Annotated in this window: 12 protein-coding genes; 3 read left to right on the top strand and 9 right to left on the bottom strand. The window is 38.2% G+C overall.

The genetic code is table 11. From position 1 onward, the window contains the following. Window positions 1-55: 55 nt before the first annotated feature. The 4 genes from ychF to QOL76_RS10870 form a co-directional block, all read right to left on the bottom strand. The gene (ychF, locus tag QOL76_RS10885) at window positions 56-1153 is read right to left on the bottom strand and encodes a redox-regulated ATPase YchF (protein WP_283412988.1); all 1098 of its coding nucleotides are present in this window, start codon (window positions 1151-1153) and stop codon (window positions 56-58) included. A gap of 7 nt (window positions 1154-1160) precedes the next feature. Further along, window positions 1161-2246 carry an AI-2E family transporter gene (locus QOL76_RS10880; protein ID WP_283412987.1) on the bottom strand — a complete coding sequence of 362 codons (1086 nt, stop codon included), beginning with the start codon at window positions 2244-2246 and terminating at the stop codon, window positions 1161-1163. A gap of 89 nt (window positions 2247-2335) precedes the next feature. Further along, complete coding sequence (locus QOL76_RS10875) at window positions 2336-2659, bottom strand: DUF3276 family protein (RefSeq protein WP_091694169.1); 324 nt, start codon at window positions 2657-2659, stop codon at window positions 2336-2338. Between the two features lie 159 nt (window positions 2660-2818). Next, complete coding sequence (locus QOL76_RS10870; protein WP_283412986.1) at window positions 2819-3166, bottom strand: 4Fe-4S binding protein; 348 nt, start codon at window positions 3164-3166, stop codon at window positions 2819-2821. A gap of 139 nt (window positions 3167-3305) precedes the next feature. Here QOL76_RS10870 and QOL76_RS10865 point away from each other — a divergent pair, with 139 nt between their 5' ends. Next, window positions 3306-4310, top strand: a complete 1005-nt coding sequence (locus QOL76_RS10865; protein ID WP_283412985.1) for an acyl-CoA reductase — start codon at window positions 3306-3308, stop codon at window positions 4308-4310. On the opposite strand, the gene QOL76_RS10860 is transcribed toward QOL76_RS10865, so the two are convergent. Next, window positions 4305-6080 carry a sensor histidine kinase gene (locus QOL76_RS10860; RefSeq protein WP_283412984.1) on the bottom strand — a complete coding sequence of 592 codons (1776 nt, stop codon included), beginning with the start codon at window positions 6078-6080 and terminating at the stop codon, window positions 4305-4307. The two genes, QOL76_RS10865 and QOL76_RS10860, sit on opposite strands and share 6 nt — an antisense overlap. Before the next feature lie 297 nt (window positions 6081-6377). Between QOL76_RS10860 and QOL76_RS10855 the strand changes: the two genes are divergently transcribed. Further along, window positions 6378-8639: an aconitate hydratase gene (locus QOL76_RS10855; protein ID WP_283412983.1), complete on the top strand. Its 2262-nt coding sequence runs from the start codon at window positions 6378-6380 to the stop codon at window positions 8637-8639. Window positions 8640-8922: 283 nt separating this feature from the next. Continuing rightward, the gene (locus QOL76_RS10850) at window positions 8923-11163 is read left to right on the top strand and encodes an ATP-binding protein (protein WP_283412982.1); all 2241 of its coding nucleotides are present in this window, start codon (window positions 8923-8925) and stop codon (window positions 11161-11163) included. On the opposite strand, the gene QOL76_RS10845 is transcribed toward QOL76_RS10850, so the two are convergent. The 4 genes from QOL76_RS10845 to QOL76_RS10830 all read right to left on the bottom strand — a co-directional run bounded on the left by QOL76_RS10845 (window position 11151) and on the right by QOL76_RS10830 (window position 16848). After that, window positions 11151-12086, bottom strand: coding sequence for a tetratricopeptide repeat protein (locus tag QOL76_RS10845; RefSeq protein ID WP_283412981.1), 936 nt, complete (start codon window positions 12084-12086; stop codon window positions 11151-11153). The genes QOL76_RS10850 and QOL76_RS10845 overlap by 13 nt on opposite strands. Then, window positions 12070-13167 carry an AI-2E family transporter gene (locus QOL76_RS10840; RefSeq protein WP_283412980.1) on the bottom strand — a complete coding sequence of 366 codons (1098 nt, stop codon included), beginning with the start codon at window positions 13165-13167 and terminating at the stop codon, window positions 12070-12072. Before QOL76_RS10840 ends, QOL76_RS10845 begins: the two co-directional genes overlap by 17 nt. A gap of 245 nt (window positions 13168-13412) precedes the next feature. Further along, window positions 13413-15449: a M3 family metallopeptidase gene (locus QOL76_RS10835; protein WP_283412979.1), complete on the bottom strand. Its 2037-nt coding sequence runs from the start codon at window positions 15447-15449 to the stop codon at window positions 13413-13415. Window positions 15450-15471: 22 nt separating this feature from the next. Then, complete coding sequence (locus QOL76_RS10830) at window positions 15472-16848, bottom strand: tetratricopeptide repeat-containing protein (RefSeq protein ID WP_283412978.1); 1377 nt, start codon at window positions 16846-16848, stop codon at window positions 15472-15474. Window positions 16849-16898 lie beyond the last annotated feature (50 nt).

Here is a 16898-nt window from a genome sequence, read left to right as displayed (position 1 = left end):
GTAACGTATTGGGTGAATAAGCAATTACAAAATTATCAATTTTTTTGAGAATATGTTACACATTGAACCTAAAATGCATAATGTCACCATCTTGAACTACGTATTCTTTGCCCTCGATAGCTATTTTTCCATTTTCTCTACATGCTGCTTCAGTCTTGAATTTCTGATATTCAGGTAATTTGATCACTTCAGCTTTGATGAACCCTCTTTCAAAATCTGTATGAATTACTCCAGCTGCTGCAGGAGCTTTCCAACCTTTTTTGATGGTCCAGGCTCTGACCTCTTGTACACCAGCTGTGAAATAAGTGATCAGGTCTAATAATGAGTACGCACCACTGATTAATTTGTTTAATCCGCTTTCTTCCAAACCGTATTCACCCAAGAACATTTCCTTCTCTTCCGGGTCATCAAATTCTGCGATTTGAGCTTCTATTGCCGCACATAGGATGATTACTTCCGCATTTTCATCTTTCACTTCTTCCTTCAGCTTATCTACATACTGGTTGCCCGCCTGCAAACTTTCTTCATCTACATTCGCCACATAGATCACAGGTTTGATAGTAAGCAAATGTAAATCCCGAACTGCTTCCAAGTCCTCTTTTTCTACATCGACAGATCTAGCATTCTTGCCATTGGTAAGTGCTTGTTTGAATTGCAAAAGAGTTTCCAATTCTTTTTTTGCTTTTGCATCACCAGCTTTAGCTACTTTTTCTGTTTTCTGGATTTTCTTATCTACTGATTCCAAATCTTTCAATTGAAGCTCAGTATCAATTACTTCCTTATCAAATATCGGGTCTACTCCTCCAGCTACGTGGACGATGTTTTCATCGTCAAAGCATCTTATTACGTGAATAATAGCATCGACTTCGCGTATATTTGCAAGAAATTTGTTCCCCAGACCTTCTCCTTTGCTGGCACCTTTTACAAGCCCAGCAATATCGACGAATTCAATCACTGTAGGAAGAACTCTGTTTGGATTCACAAGTTCTTCAAGGATTTGCAGTCTTTTGTCTGGAACAGTAACAACACCCACATTCGGCTCAATCGTGCAAAAAGGGAAGTTTGCTGCCTCAGCTTTCGCACTCGAAAGCGCATTAAACAGAGTGGATTTCCCAACGTTTGGAAGTCCAACAATGCCACATTGTAATGCCATTAATTAATTATTTTATTTGAAATATTCTGTATGATTTATACCCTTTATAGAACTCTAAAATAAACACTCTAAAGATCGTATAAACCGGTATAGCAAAAATCATCCCGACTACTCCGGCGATTTTTGCCCCGGCAAAGATAACAACAAATATTTCAAGGGGATGTGCTTTTACAGATTTAGAAAATATCAATGGCTGCAGAAATATGTTGTCAGTAATCTGAACGAGGCCAAAGACTGAAAGGATCTTGATTATTAGGTAATTTAATTCGGTGTTTGTTTCAAAAGTTCCTGAAGAAATCCCCACAATAATACCGAATAACGCACCTAATAGTGGACCTGCGTAGGGAATGAGATTTGCTACAGCTGCAAATAGAGCGATAGTCAACGCATACTCCACACCCATAATGGTGAGCCCAAAACTAGCTAATGAGAAAATGGCCAGCATTTGCAATAATAGCCCTGAAAGGTAATTTGATAACAGCTTTTCTACTTTTGTGAATGTCGCTACTGAAAGTTCAAAATAAGGGTTTGGAATCAAATTCAATAGATTTCTACGCAGTAAGCCATTTTCCAGAAGAAGGAAAAAACTGATAAAGGCAATAGCCATCGTGCCAATAAAAAGACTACTTGTAGTATTTATTACGCCGCCAATAAATGAAGTGAAGTCAAATTCTTTGATCATTTCTATCATACTTGTCTTCAAGCTGCCAAATAAGTAGCCGGGTTGACCTTCCAATAATTCGTGCCTCAAAAGAAAACCTTCCACTCTACCCACCGGAAGCTGGACTTGCTCATAAATGCCGTCCAAATCTAGTTCACTGAGGATGATTATTTGGTTATTAATAAGTGGGAAAAATAGAAAGCTTAGTAATACTATTAAAAGAATTATCGCTGAGTAGGATAAGAGAATAGCTGACCATCTAGGAATATGCTGTCCTAAGAGGTGGAAATCATTTAATTGATTAGTTAATGGTCGCAGGAGTGCTGCTAGTATCAAGGAAATGATCAGGTAAAGCGTGATGTTTGAGAAATACCAACCAAACAGCAAGAATACCGCAATGGATAAAATGAGATAAATGAAAAATCGCTGCATATTCTGAAATAAGAAAAGGAGACAAATCTGCCTCCTCTAATATACCATTTCTCTATATTGAAACTATAAAACTGATGAATCCAGTCAATTTATTCCCACTTCAGTTCATCATTATATTCAGACTCTTCTTTCTCATACTGCTCGAAATCTACATCTGGAAGAAGGTCATTTTTAACGTAATCAACAGATTCATTTAGTGCTTCCACGAATTTGAAGAAATCTTCTTTATAGAGAAAGATCTTATGCTTTTCATACGTAAAATTTTCTCCGTTTACCTTTCTCTTACTTTCAGTAATAGTCAAGTAATAATCATTTGAGCGAGTAGATTTAACGTCGAAAAAATACGTTCTTTTGCCCGCTTTTACTTTTTTGGAGAAAATCTCCTCTCTGTCATAGCCTCTTTGATCGTCCACAATTCTTTATGTTATAAGTATAAGGTTGTTTAAAATTCAATCCAAGATAAAACATTTAGAACTGAGTTTTCAAGCCAGACCTTCTTTATTTTATCCAATAAGTAGGATAATTAGGTTAAAACCCTCTGAAGTTTAAAGAATATTTTGGTGTGAATCTGCTTATTCGCCGTGCATCAAGGCTTTTTTAGCCAATAAAGCCTCCTCGGTTTCGCGGTGGTCAGGGTCGTCTACGCAGCAATCTACAGGACATACCGCCGCACACTGTGGCTCTTCGTGAAAGCCATTGCACTCGGTGCATTTATCTGTAACAATGTAGTAGAATTCGTCTGAAACCGGCTCTTGTTTTTCATTTGCATCTATTACAGTACCGTCTTCTAATGTCACTTCATTTAAAGTAGTACCGCCTCCCCAAGTCCACTCTACGCCACCTTCATAGATCGCAGTGTTTGGGCATTCTGGTTCGCATGCACCACAGTTGATGCATTCGTCGGTAATCATTATAGCCATAACTTCAATTATTTAAAGTCCAAAAGTAATAACCTTAAAACTGTAAGGCAATAAAAAAGTTGTCACACTAACTAATTTAATTCAATTCTACGGTTGCTTCTTTGCAAAAAGGCTAAATTTGCCTCTTTAAATCTATATTATGAAGCCAGCTGAACGTATATCTGCATTTGTCAAACTAGGAGAAGCTATAGTCAACTTAAGCCTCGAAGAGAAGGATGAGCTGCTGTGGAGAGCTGAGAATAATAATAACTGGTTTACAAAAGAATCCATGGAGTCAGCCCTTGAGGGAATTGCTTTTATGCTCGCACCTGAAAAGTTAGACGCATGGCTTTCTATCTATGAGTTGAAGGAGATTGAAAATCCAAAATCAATTGGCTTAATGCTGGCGGGAAACATTCCTGGAGTGGGGTTTCATGACCTAATGTGTGTGATTCTTTCAGGTCATCTAGCTGTTATTAAGTTAAGTTCCTCTGATGAAATATTCATGAAATGGCTCTTGAAAAAGCTATTTGAAATTGAGGCTAGATTTGAGTTGCAAGTTCGCATAGAAGAAATGCTAAAGGGAATGGATGCTTATATCGCAACTGGCAGTGATAATTCATCTCGCTATTTCAATTACTATTTTGGGAAATATCCACATGTTATCCGTCAGAACAGAACCTCTGTAGCTGTTTTGAAAGGGAGTGAAACCACTGAGGATTACGTCAATTTAGGAAAGGATATTTTTCAATATTATGGACTAGGCTGCAGAAACGTTTCAAAAATCTATGTAAAATCTATAGATCAACTCCAAGATTTGCTTGGAGCATTGGAGATTTATGCATCGGTTGGGACGCATCACAAGTACCATAACAATTATGATTACAACAAATCTATATATCTAGTCAATCTGGAAGATCATCTTGATAATGGATTTTTGCTCCTCAAGGAAAGTGAGGATTTGGTATCTCCCATAGCAGTTCTTTTTTACGAAGTTTATTCAAATGAGGAGCAATTGGCGAAAAAATTGGATGGATTGAAAGAAAAAATTCAATGTGTAGTAGGCAATGGAAATGGTCTTGTGCCTTTTGGTGATGCGCAAACTCCTGAGCCATGGGAGTACGCTGATGAGGTAGATACAATGGCTTTTCTTTTGTCATTATAAGAGTTTATCCTCTTGACTTTTGGGGAGTTTGATGCAGAATTTGGTGCCCTTTCCTTGCTGTGAAGAAACTTCGACTGACCCATGATTTTTTTGAATATATTCCTTTACTAAAATAAGGCCGAGCCCAGTTCCAGACTCATTGTTTTCTCCTACTGTAGTAAAGGATATTCCTTCATTTATTTTCGCAAGATTTTCGGAGGAAATTCCTTTTCCGTAATCTTCAATGCAAATCTTTACTAAGCCTAATTCATCGTGAGTGGAGATTTTGATTTTTCCTCCTTTCTTGGAAAACTTAATTGAGTTACTCATTATGTTTCTGAGTGCTAATTCAATCATGTTTTTATCTGCGATGACCTTTGCGTTTGCGTTGGCTTTTATTTCAATTTCTATATGCTTTTCATTAGCTATTCGTTCCAAAATACTCTTTTGCTGCTCCAGGATTTTATGAATATCAAATTCCTGGGGCTTTACCATTTCACCTCCTTTTAGCTGAGAGCTAGACCAAGCTAAAAGATTTTCTAATAGCATTGCAACCTGTTCCATGTTTCTGGAAACTTCTGGCAGCATACTCATAAATTCATCTTGTGCGACCATTCCTGAATTAGTCAGGTGGATCAGTTCCTTGATACCGAAAATTGGTCCTTTAAGATCATGCGAAATAATACTGAAATATTTGTCCTTTAATTCATTTAGTTGCTGAAGTTCTTGCTTTTGGGTTTTTAAAGTTTGGTTGATGGATTTTTGTTCTGTAATGTCATCAAAAAGTAATACTAAGCCACTATTTACTGTTTTCTTGTCTAAAAGTGGAATGGCTTCTATTTTGAAGACTTTCATATTTTTATTGGATCCGGTCGTGGTCTCGATGATATTGGCCTCCCCTTCGTTGATCAATTTGAGGATATCGAGACTATTTTCGAAAATCTCCTCCGCTTTTAGGGCAATTTTCGCCTTGCTTCCTATTTCAGGAAAGGTTAAGAAAGCTGGGTTGAAATCTACAATTTGGGTTTGGGAATCTAAGACCAAAACACCTTTTGTAATGGCCTCAATCACTTTGGTACGAGCAATCGGTTTCAAGCTGAAAAGTTGGTGTTTTAGGATAGCAAATCCCAAAACTAAGTAGGTGACCAAAAATGCATAAGGAGTTAAATCTATAACTTCAAATGGTCTGAATAGGTGGGTTTGGTAAACAAGATTAAATATCAGCGGAAAAATTCCTGCTAATAACATGAGTCTAGTTTGAGTTTTGAAAAGCTGATCAGAAAATCGGAATCTTCTCCAGATTATCAAGCTTCCAAGTAAATATACAATGTAAGTATAAATTAAATTGACAATGTACCATGGCCCTATTTCGATGTTGGCTATCGAGAGCGCGCCAGATTCAATAATCGTAATTGATTTATAGAAGAGGCGATGCGACTCATTGGTCAGTACCATGACATAAGTCAGGATAGGAATCAACAGGATTAAGACTAGCAAAATGCGATAATATTTTGTCCTAAAACTGGTGTAAATCAAGCTAAAAATTAGCCAAAAGGCACCTAAAAATGAGATTCCTAAGTATTCAAGTTTAATAAAAATCAATATGGCTTCCCGAGTAGACACGCTAAGTTCGAGACCATAGAAAAAACCCCAAATAGACGCGCAAAGCATGGTAAGTGCAATCCACCTCGTAGATCCTTCTACCTTGACGGAGATATAAATTGACAGTGCTCCTACAAGTAATCCGGAAATAATAAGCGTTACTGAAAATGGATTGAGAATAAACTCCATTCAAATATTTAGTTGTTGACGCAAAGTAAATATTATCTGACTATAATTATAGCTGAGATTTATTTCCTTTTCGAAATCTATCCTTCTGTTTTTCGAAATTTCATCCTTCTATTTACTATTTGACTTAAAATTAAGCAATACTATTAAAGTACTATGATTTAAAGCAAAGCTAAAATGGTTTTAAATAAGGAAAAGGATACTTTACACTGGGTAAATGGTTACAGATTATTGGGCTAACTTCCTATATTTGCAGTCGTTAAAATCGAAACTTTTACCAAACAAAAAAATCCCTATACAATGGCTTTTGATATTGAAATGATCAAAAAGGTGTATGCCAGATACCCTGAGCGTATCGAAGCAGCTCGTAAGGCTGTGGGGCGTCCACTTACTTTGACTGAAAAGATTCTTTATGCACACCTAAGCGAAGGTGCCGCTTCACAGGCATATGACCGTGGTGTTTCTTATGTTGATTTTCAACCAGATAGGGTTGCAATGCAAGATGCTACAGCACAGATGGCTTTGCTGCAGTTTATGCAAGCTGGCAAAAGTCAAGTAGCAGTGCCTTCTACTGTACACTGTGATCACTTGATCCAGGCTGAAGTAGGTGCAGTTCAGGATTTGACCAAAGCAAAAGACAAAAACAAGGAAGTTTATGATTTCTTGGCTTCTGTTTCTAATAAATATGGTCTTGGTTTCTGGAAACCAGGAGCAGGTATTATTCACCAGGTAGTTTTAGAAAATTATGCATTTCCCGGTGGAATGATGATAGGTACGGATTCTCATACGCCTAATGCTGGTGGTCTAGGAATGGTAGCTATCGGTGTCGGGGGAGCAGATGCATGTGATGTAATGGCAGGACTTCCTTGGGAACTGAAATTCCCTAAGTTGATCGGAGTAAAACTTACCGGTAAACTTTCTGGCTGGACTTCGGCCAAAGATGTGATTTTGAAAGTAGCTGGAATTCTAACTGTAAAAGGTGGAACCGGAGCAATCGTTGAATATTTTGGGGATGGCGCTAAGTCACTTTCTGCTACTGGAAAAGGCACTATCTGTAACATGGGGGCTGAGATCGGGGCAACTACTTCAATCTTTGGATACGATGAAAAGTCAGCTGCTTACTTAGCATCAACAGAAAGAGCTGATGTCGCTGAATTGGCAAATGGAATCGCTGAACACCTTACTGGTGATGACGAGGTTTATGCTAATCCTGCTACTTACTTCGACGAAGTAATCGAGATCAACCTTTCTGAATTGGAGCCTCATGTGAATGGACCATTCACTCCTGATTTGGCTTGGCCTATTTCTAAATTTGCTGCTGCTGTGAAAGAAAACGGCTGGCCAGCAAAATTGGAAGTTGGTTTGATCGGCTCGTGTACGAACTCTTCTTACGAGGATATTTCAAGAGCTGCATCACTTGCTCAGCAAGCAGTAGATAAAAAGCTTGTTGCTAAATCTGAATATACAATCACTCCAGGGTCTGAGCAGGTGAGATTCACCGTTGATAGAGATGGTTTCTTGGATACTTTCGGTCAAATGGGCGGAGTAGTTCTTGCAAATGCTTGTGGACCTTGTATCGGACAGTGGGCTCGTCATGGAGCTGAGAAACAAGAGAAAAATTCTATTATCACATCCTTCAACAGAAACTTTGCAAAGCGTGCGGATGGAAATCCAAACACTCACTCTTTCGTAGCGTCTCCTGAGATCGTGACCGCATTGGCAATCGCGGGAGATTTGACATTCAATCCTATGACAGATAGTCTAGTGAATGAAGAGGGGGTGTCTGTGATGTTGGATGAGCCAAGCGGACTTGAGCTACCTACTAAAGGTTTTGCAGTGGAAGATGCTGGTTACCAGCAGCCAGCAGAAGATGGATCTAATGTCACGGTTGTTGTGAGTCCAACTTCAGATCGTCTTCAATTGCTTGATTCCTTTAAGCCATGGGAAGGTACAGATCTGAAAGGTCTAAAACTCCTCATCAAAGCAAAAGGAAAGTGTACAACAGATCATATTTCTATGGCTGGACCATGGTTGAGATACAGAGGTCACTTAGATAATATCTCCAATAACATGCTTATTGGGGCTGTTAATGCTTACACTGATGCTACTAACTCCGTGAAGAATCAGTTGACTGGAGTATATGGTGAAGTTCCAGCAACGCAGAGAGATTATAAAGCAAATGGAATCGGTTCTATCGTTGTAGGTGACGAAAACTATGGAGAAGGTTCTTCTAGAGAGCATGCGGCAATGGAACCTAGATTCCTTGGTGTACGAGCTATCTTGGTGAAATCTTTCGCGAGAATTCACGAAACTAACTTGAAGAAGCAAGGTATGTTAGGATTGACGTTTGCTAATCCAGCTGACTATGACTTGGTTCAGGAAAATGATTCTATAGATATTCTTGGCCTGACTACTTTTGCTCCAGGTAAGCAATTGCAAGTAGTGCTAAACCATTCAGATGGGTCTTCTGATACTATCCAAGTAAATCATACTTACAATGAAGGACAGATAGAATGGTTTAAAGCCGGATCAGCACTAAACCTGATCAAAGCCAAAGCCTAATAATATTCGCTAATAATTTCAAAGCCGTAACAGAATTGTTACGGCTTTTTTTTGTCTAACTAATTCTAGTAAATCTAATTTTTGGATTAAACTAAGCAGTACTTGTAAAGAGTAGTGATTTATCTAGTTGGCCGATCCTTAAAATAATGTCAAATAAATGTATTTATAAATCAAATAGTTTGCTACGAAATACAAATTGCTGTATGTTTACGTCATAATTAGTCATCCCAACGAATTATGGTTTTATCAAGATCATAGCTCAAGCTAAGTAAGCACCATTTCAATGCAGGAAAGAGGAATTAACAGTACATTCAAGAAACTTATTTACGAGTCATCCGAGATGGTGTTTCTTGCCGATGATACCTTCCCTTATCCTATTTTTTATACCAATAAAGCTTTTGAAGATCAAATTGGGGCAAATTTGACAGATAGGAGTCTCGTTGGGTTGGGGTTGGACATTAGTAGTTTTATTTTCAAAGAAACCTTAGAACTAAGTCATGATGGAAATGAGTATAATTTCCAGATTGAACTTCCCCAGGATAGCTCAACAAACTATTTTCTTTTTTATAAAGGCGAACAAGTTAGGAAACAAGGCTTACCCACTACTCAAGAATTTCAACAGTTTTTACTAGAATCTCCAGATCCTCAATTAGTGCTTAAGCCAAGTGGAGAGGTATTTCTTTCAAATACCGAAGCGATGAGCCTTTTTGGATATTCTGGTGAAAAAAAAATACATCATTTAAGTGAGGTGCAAGGGTTGTTTGATGATCCTCTTCAATGGGGGAATTGGTTGAGTAGTGCAGTATCTGACCATAAAATTCATCGTTTTTATACCATCCTTACTATTTCCTCCGGTTCTCCACTGAACCTTGAAATTGCCTCAAAGCAGCTTAAAGTGGACGGGATTCAGTATGTTTTGCTATCATTTAAAAATATTTCTGAAAAAGTTCTATTGGAGAAGAATCTGGAGGACAGTAGCAATTTCTTGATTAACCTAACTGAACAAGTTCCAGGTGGATTGTATCAATTGGTGATGGATTCAGACGGGAAAATGAATTTTTCATTTTTATCCAAAGGGATAGCACAGGTATTAGGCTTAAAAGCAGAGGAGCTTGAGAATTTTTCAGATATTTCTATGGCAATTTCTCGTGTTCATCCAGTTGACCTGCCTCAGGTCATCATGAGTTCAATTGCTTCAGCTAAAAAAGTTGAACCATGGCAATGTCAATTCAGAGTAAAGGCTGATCCTAAATCTGAAGATTATCGCTGGATTCTGGGAGCTGCCAGACCACAAGTTCTCGAGAATGGAGATATGGTTTGGTATGGATATTTGACAGATATCAGTAGTCAGAAGGAGTTTGAATCAACCTTGGACGAATCAAGGAAGGCAGCCGAAAAGGCTAATCAGATCAAATCTGATTTCCTTTCCATGATTAGTCATGAACTTCGTACGCCATTGAATGCAATTTCAGGTTCTACATATTCCTTAATTCATGATCATCCGCAAGTCCATCAAAAATCCGAGTTAGATACGATCAATTTTGCAGTGGATAATCTGATCATTATGATCAATGATCTGCTGGATTTTCAGAAAATAGAAGCAGGTAAACTAACAATAGAAAAAGCACCTTTCCATCTCAGTTCCTTTGTCAATCAAATAATCAAAGGCTTGACATTTCATGCTAGAGACAGTAAAAATAAATTGGAAGTCAAGCTTTCCGAAGGGTTGGATATCACGGTGTCTGGAGATAAAACCCGGCTTTCTCAAATCTTAAATAATCTTATTACTAATGCCCTCAAATTCACAAATGAAGGAGAAGTAAAGGTTAATGTTAGTTTGACCGAAAGAAGAAATGGTAAAGCAAGAGTATACTTTGAAGTTAGTGATAACGGGATAGGTATAGCGCCTGAACATCAGGATAAAATATTTGATGATTTCGATCAAGTAAGGCCAACCTTTAGTACAAAATATGGCGGAACTGGCCTAGGGCTTTCTATCACAAGGAAGCTATTGAATCTGATGGGAGGAGAAATTGGGCTTGATTCTGTAATAAACGAAGGAAGTAAATTCTACTTTGAATTAGAATTCGAGATTTCGGAAATGCAGCTGGAGAAACCTACACTTACTAAGGGATATGGCTACCAAAATTCATCCCTTCATTTATTAATGGCTGAGGATAATGATGTGAATGCATTAGTTCTTGGTAAAATTATTAATAAGTGGGGCTTCACCTACGAGCGAGTAACAAATGGCTTAGAAGCGGTTAATGCTGTAAAGCATACCAATTTTGATTGCATTTTGATGGATATTCAAATGCCTGAAATGGACGGTTTTGATGCAACCTTAGCGATCAAAAAAATCTCCGAAGCACCAGTCATAGCACTTACTGCGGCTGCTAAGCTTGAAATAAAAGACAGAATAAAAGAGTGTGATTTTGACGGTTTTGTAGCTAAGCCTATTGATGCTTCAGAGCTGCAGAAAATTATTCAAGAAGTTATTTTTGAGCGAAATCAGAGCGCCTGAGCCTTCTCTAAATATTCTTCCACCAAGTCCATATCTGGATAATTTTGGCTCAATTCCACTAAATACTGCAAGGCAGAAACTTTGTCTCCTTCCATTACATAGTAGATCCCTTTATTTCTGAAAGCAAAAGGATTGGTTGGATCCATTTGTATACTTTGGTTAATCAGGTTCAAACCTTCTTCTTTTTGATCTAGAAACAGGAGATATAGCCCTTTGTTATTGTAGAAATAAGGTTGACTCTTATCGAGAGAAATCGCTTTTTCCACAGCATCCAATGCTCCTGCATAATTTTGTTCATCAAAAAGGATCATTGATTGCAAATTATGAAGATTGGGTTCTAAGGGATTGACCGTTGTGGCTTTGCTTAAAATCTTTTTGGCAGCTTCAAAATCTTTCTGGTAATATAGGATTGTTGCCTGGTTTACGAGCAAGTCCGAGTTTTCGGGATTGAGTTTCGATGCCTCTCCAAATGCCGCTAGTGCCTCCGGGAAATTGGTTAGTTTTTCTTCAACTAAGCCAGTTAAAAAGTAGCTTCTCCAATTTTTATTGTCAAGAGAGATTAGCTGCTTGGCATCTTCTCTAGCGTTATAAAACTCGCCATTGTCGAGGTAGCTTAAGCCTCTTTGGAAAATAGCATCATAATATCCAGGTTTAAATTTGATTGCTAAACTGAGATCCTGAATACTTGCTGTCAATTGATTTAGCTGAATATGGGCAAGTGCCTTATTGTAATAAGCTTCAGCATAAGTAGAATCCATTTCAAGCGCTTCTGCATAGAATTCCATGGCTCCTTTAGGGTCATTTTCTTCCATTTTCTCATTCCCTTTTAGCAGAAATCTACCTTTTTTGCTCTCGTCTGAATCACAGGAAAGTGTTGTTCCTATCGTAATAAGAAGCAAAAGTGTTTTAAGCGTTGTTTTCATCTTCTATCTCTTCTATTTTTTCTTCATCCTTTTCCTCACCAAGTAAAAGTGCAAATGGCCGTGTGGACTCACTTAAATCAAATATTTCACGTAATATGGCCATTGCTGGAATAACCAAAATCATTCCTGCCACTCCCCAAATTGTACCACCGATTATCAGCCCAAGAAAAGTGATGAATGCATTTAAGTTGACATTCCCTCCCACAATTTTTGGTGTCAGAAAATTACCTTCTATCATCTGAATTATTTGATAACTGACAAGAACACCTGCAGGGTAAAACAAACTGTCTTTAGTAAGAAAGGAATAAATCATCGGTAGCATGGCACCGAAGAAAGGCCCTACATAGGGGATAATATTCAATATAGCACCTAGTGTACCGAAGAACACAGCGTGCTTAATTCCGAGTAAAGAAAATGCGGTGATATTAAGTATGGCCAGAATTCCCATCACTTTGACCACGCCTACTATGTAATTTAAAATCACTTTCCGTAAGCTGACAATGCGCATTTTAACCAATTCAGGATCTTTATCTCGATAGATGTGAATGATCACGTTGGTCAGATGATTCCGGTATAGTAGAAAGAAGAACATGAAAACAGGGATCAAAACCAGTCCGGTAAGTGATCCGACAGCGTTCATGGCAAAGTCCCCTATGCTAGAACTGTTTTTGGTCAGCACGTTTTTTAGGTAATCAGTATTTGCTTTTTCGCTCAATTCTGGATCTACGGAAAATGTTTCTACGGACCATTGATCTATATCCTCAGCATAATCCGTGAGTCGTCCAGAGACATCATCAAAATCCTTGGTGAAACTCGCCACATTCCCGATAATAAAGGTCAGTAGACCACCGACTATGGCAATCATTACTAATAGTGATGTGATGCATGAGAGCGTCCTAGGGACTTTTTTAGACTCAAGCCACATAGAAAGTGGTGTAAACAAAATCGCAAAGAACCCGCCCATGAATAAAGGGACTAGCAAGCTTTTTCCTACAATCAAAAAGAAAACTAATACAATAATGAAAATCATTACTGATAGCGCCCGAAGGTATGTAGGTAGTTTTTTACTTGAAATTTCCATCAAGGGTTGGATTTTGAAATTAATATATAGGTATATCCGCTTTTCTACCACTCAGGCGGCAAAAGCAATGTAAGATATGTTAAACTTAATAATTGAGGCTACTTCGGTCTTCGGTCACTTGTGCTGAGCGTTGCCAAAGGTTCGATCTCCCTATCTATTAAGCAAAGAATCTAATGTGACGCGCATCATTGCGGATAATCATATTAAAATATCTTTACAACATATGTTGAAGTAAAGAAAGCAAATTATTCTGAAATCAATCCTGCCCTTTTCAACAAGGCATCTTGTTTTGGTTCTCTTCCACGGAATCTCTTGTAGAGAACAGACGGATGCTCACTACCTCCGGCAGACAATATGTTTTTTACAAAAGAATCTGCCGTAGCCTTGTCAAATACACCTTTCTCCTGAAACAATTCAAACGCATCTGCATCAAGTACTTCTGCCCATTTGTAGCTATAATACCCAGAAGAATATCCGCCTTGGAAAATGTGAGAAAATGATGTGCTCATCAAAGTTCCTGGCACCTTAGGAAGTAAGTCGGTAGGCTTCATCACTTGTTCCTCAAAGTCTCGAATGCTTGTGATCTCACTCGGATCCTTACTATGATAGGCCATGTCTAGAAGTCCAAAGCTAATTTGCCTTAACGTCTGATAGCCCTGCTGGAAGTTTGAAGCCTTTTTGATTTTCTCAATTAGATCTTCTGGGATCTTTTCTCCAGTTTCATAATGCTTCGCAAATTGGTCCAAACATTCTTTTTCATAACACCAGTTTTCGAAAATCTGAGAAGGTAATTCTACAAAGTCCCAAAATACACTCGTACCGGAAAGCGATTCATAGCTTCCTTTGGCCATCATGCCGTGAAGCGCATGTCCAAATTCATGGAAAAGGGTAGTCACTTCATTGAATGTCAATAAACTAGGTTTTGACTTAGTTGGTTTGGTAAAGTTGCAGACAATAGAAACATGTGGACGAATATCCTGACCCTCCTTTATACTTTGTCCCTTATAGCTAGTCATCCAAGCGCCGTTTCTTTTACCTGGACGTGGGAAGAAGTCTGCATAAAAGACCGAAAGGTATTTTCCTTCCTTGTCTGTCACTTCATAAGCTGTAACGTCTTTATGGTAAACTGGTATGTCGGTTCTCGGGGTGAACGTTATTCCAAAAAGTTTCTCGGCAGTTTGAAATACCCCTTCAATTACTTTCTCTAATTGGAAATATGGTCTTAAAAGCTCATCATCAAGTGAGTATTTTTCTTTTTTCAAAAGCTCGGAATAATAGGCGAAATCCCATTTCTTCAACTCTTCAAGGCCATCAAGTTCCTTGGCAAAAGCTTCCAACTCTTTAATTTCTGCTTTGCCTTTAGGTTTGGCTTTTTCCAATAATGAATCCAAAAATGAAATGACTTGACTTGGGCTTTTTGCCATTCGCTCCTCTAGTACGAAATCAGCATGGCTTTTATAACCTAAAAGTACAGCTCTATCATGTCGAAGCTTCAAGATTTTCTTTATGATTTCCTGATTATCCAGTTCATCGCCTTTGGCACATTTCGTCCCATTTGCCATAAAGAGCGTTTCTCGTAAAGCTCTGTTTTTTGCATAGGTCATTGCAGGGATATAGCTTGGATAGTCCAGCGTAAATGCCCATTTGCCAGCCTCGCCTTTTTCTTCAGCTATTTGTGCAGCAGCCTCCTTGATTCCTTCTGGCAGACCTTCCAGATCAGATTCCAGATCTACTATATGAACATATTTGTTTGTCTCAGCCAGTACGTTTTCACCAAACTTCAAGGAGTTTTGAGCTAATTCCTGATCAATTTTTCTTAATTGATCAGCTTTTTCTCCCTTTAGCTTAGCACCATTTCTCACGAAGGATTTATAAGTTTTATCTAGCAAAGTCACTTGCTCAGGAGATAATTTCAACCCGTCCTTTTGCTCAAAAACCTGTGCTACGCGCTGAAAAAGTGCTTGATCAAGTAAAATATCGTTACCATGTTCGGTTAGAAGTGGAGAGATTTCCCGAGCTAAGGATTGAATTTCTTCATTGGTTTCAGCAGAATTTAGGTTGAAAAATATACCAGCAATAATACCCAGACGCTTACCGGAGCCATCAAGAGCTTCAATCGTATTTTCAAAGGTTGGTAATGCTTCCGCTTTAATCTTTGAAATATCTTCTTTTGCTTCAGCGATTGCTGATTTTATAGCTGGGAGAAAGTGTTTTGGAGTGATTTGATCAAAAGGAGCGGTATCAAATGGGGTGGCAAAAGTTGCCAATAAAGGGTTATTCATAAATCTAAAATAGTTTGGCTATCTAAACAGGGGCTTTCCAAGAAGGTTCCATAAAATGACCTGCTTTGGTCAATCCTACAGCTAATTTACCTATTTGCTCGGTAAAGCTTTCCCACATCCAAGTAGGATGAGGGATATTTTTTGCAAGCTCTTTGTTTTTCTGATAGTTTTCAAATTGGCCTAGTCCAAAATAGGCCTCGGCCCGGTTTACAGATATCCAGAATTTTTGAGTATTGTAGTAATCTTGTAATTCTTGGGATTCTTTGGTGTTTGCATTCAAATTTACCGCATCATTTTGTTCTTTTGCTAATACTATTGGCCAATCGCGATCACATAGATAGAGAATTCTAGACCAGGTTCTTTTCGCCATCACCAAGTCAGTGATTTTTTCATTTTTGCTTGTAGCAAGTCCAGAATTTGCTCTGTAGACATAAGTAAGAGCTAGATTTATTCCATTGTATCTATTATTTAAAGTGTAATAACTCCTCAAAAAGTATAGGAGAGCCTCATCTAAGTGGTTTTCGCCTTCTCCATTTTCATATAATTTCTTTTCAATTGCACCAGCCAAGGATACGGTTTCTGGGTCGTTAGTATGAGCTAAATTGATTGATTGAAGAAGCCTCATTGATTCATATAGGGAACTGATTAAGTCAGGTTTGGCGGCCTTATAAGTTGTAAATGCCAATCTATGTGTCAAATACGTGTCTGGCTGTGAATTATTCATGTTGGCCAGGACTATTGCAGTTTGAAAGAGGAGTTTTGCTTTATCAAAATCTTTTTGCTCGATCAAATCTTCCGCATCTTGGATAATCTTGGATAATGCCTTTCCTGTTTCATTAGGTTGAATATCAGGGTTTTTTACCTTTTCAACAGTTTCATCCAATGCTTCTTTTATTTTAGGAGGAATCAAAGAATTTAAATAGGTGTAAACGGGACTATCGGACTCTTCTTTGTTGATTACAGCATCTATTTGCTTTCCCAGTCCTTCTTTAAACCGTTCCGCCTCTTCAATATCAATGGCATCACCGAGATGGTTGTAGCTGTTAATTAGGATGTGATTTAAATCAAAAGGATAAGCAAGTTTATCTTCAGCAACGACAATTGTGGTATATGGACGCAAAGCATGCCTGATCCCGAGTTCATAGATTGCATTACTGTTGGCGGTAGAAAGATCAGCAATGACTAAGTCTGCCATTAAGAGCTCCTTGTACATTTGCACATCTATGGAGCCGGAGTGTAAAATTTCATCTGCCCTCACACATTCAATCCCTTTGGATTCAACTACAGGTTTGATAAGGTATTTATAGGACTTATTTAGATCTAGCTTTCTCCCACTTACATAATCGGTTTTGGTACCAAAACCCATCACAACAAAACACCTCTTTTTAGATTCTCCCATAAAAATATCAGTTTTAAAATTCCAATATAATCTTTATCTATCTCGTGTTC

This window comes from Algoriphagus winogradskyi (assembly GCF_900182815.1).
Taxonomy (GTDB): Bacteria; Bacteroidota; Bacteroidia; order Cytophagales; family Cyclobacteriaceae; genus Algoriphagus; species Algoriphagus winogradskyi.
Note: the sequence above shows the minus strand (reverse complement) of the source record. Positions and strands in the feature narration are given on the sequence as shown.

Coding starts and splice junctions, on each gene's coding strand:
- ychF (WP_283412988.1), bottom strand. CDS start 1,153: ATGGCATTACAATGTGGCATTGTTGGACTTCCAAACGTTGGGAAATCC.
- QOL76_RS10880 (WP_283412987.1), bottom strand. CDS start 2,246: ATGCAGCGATTTTTCATTTATCTCATTTTATCCATTGCGGTATTCTTG.
- QOL76_RS10870 (WP_283412986.1), bottom strand. CDS start 3,166: ATGGCTATAATGATTACCGACGAATGCATCAACTGTGGTGCATGCGAA.
- QOL76_RS10865 (WP_283412985.1), top strand. CDS start 3,306: ATGAAGCCAGCTGAACGTATATCTGCATTTGTCAAACTAGGAGAAGCT.
- QOL76_RS10860 (WP_283412984.1), bottom strand. CDS start 6,080: ATGGAGTTTATTCTCAATCCATTTTCAGTAACGCTTATTATTTCCGGA.
- QOL76_RS10855 (WP_283412983.1), top strand. CDS start 6,378: ATGGCTTTTGATATTGAAATGATCAAAAAGGTGTATGCCAGATACCCT.
- QOL76_RS10850 (WP_283412982.1), top strand. CDS start 8,923: ATGCAGGAAAGAGGAATTAACAGTACATTCAAGAAACTTATTTACGAG.
- QOL76_RS10845 (WP_283412981.1), bottom strand. CDS start 12,086: ATGAAAACAACGCTTAAAACACTTTTGCTTCTTATTACGATAGGAACA.
- QOL76_RS10840 (WP_283412980.1), bottom strand. CDS start 13,167: ATGGAAATTTCAAGTAAAAAACTACCTACATACCTTCGGGCGCTATCA.
- QOL76_RS10835 (WP_283412979.1), bottom strand. CDS start 15,449: ATGAATAACCCTTTATTGGCAACTTTTGCCACCCCATTTGATACCGCT.
- QOL76_RS10830 (WP_283412978.1), bottom strand. CDS start 16,848: ATGGGAGAATCTAAAAAGAGGTGTTTTGTTGTGATGGGTTTTGGTACC.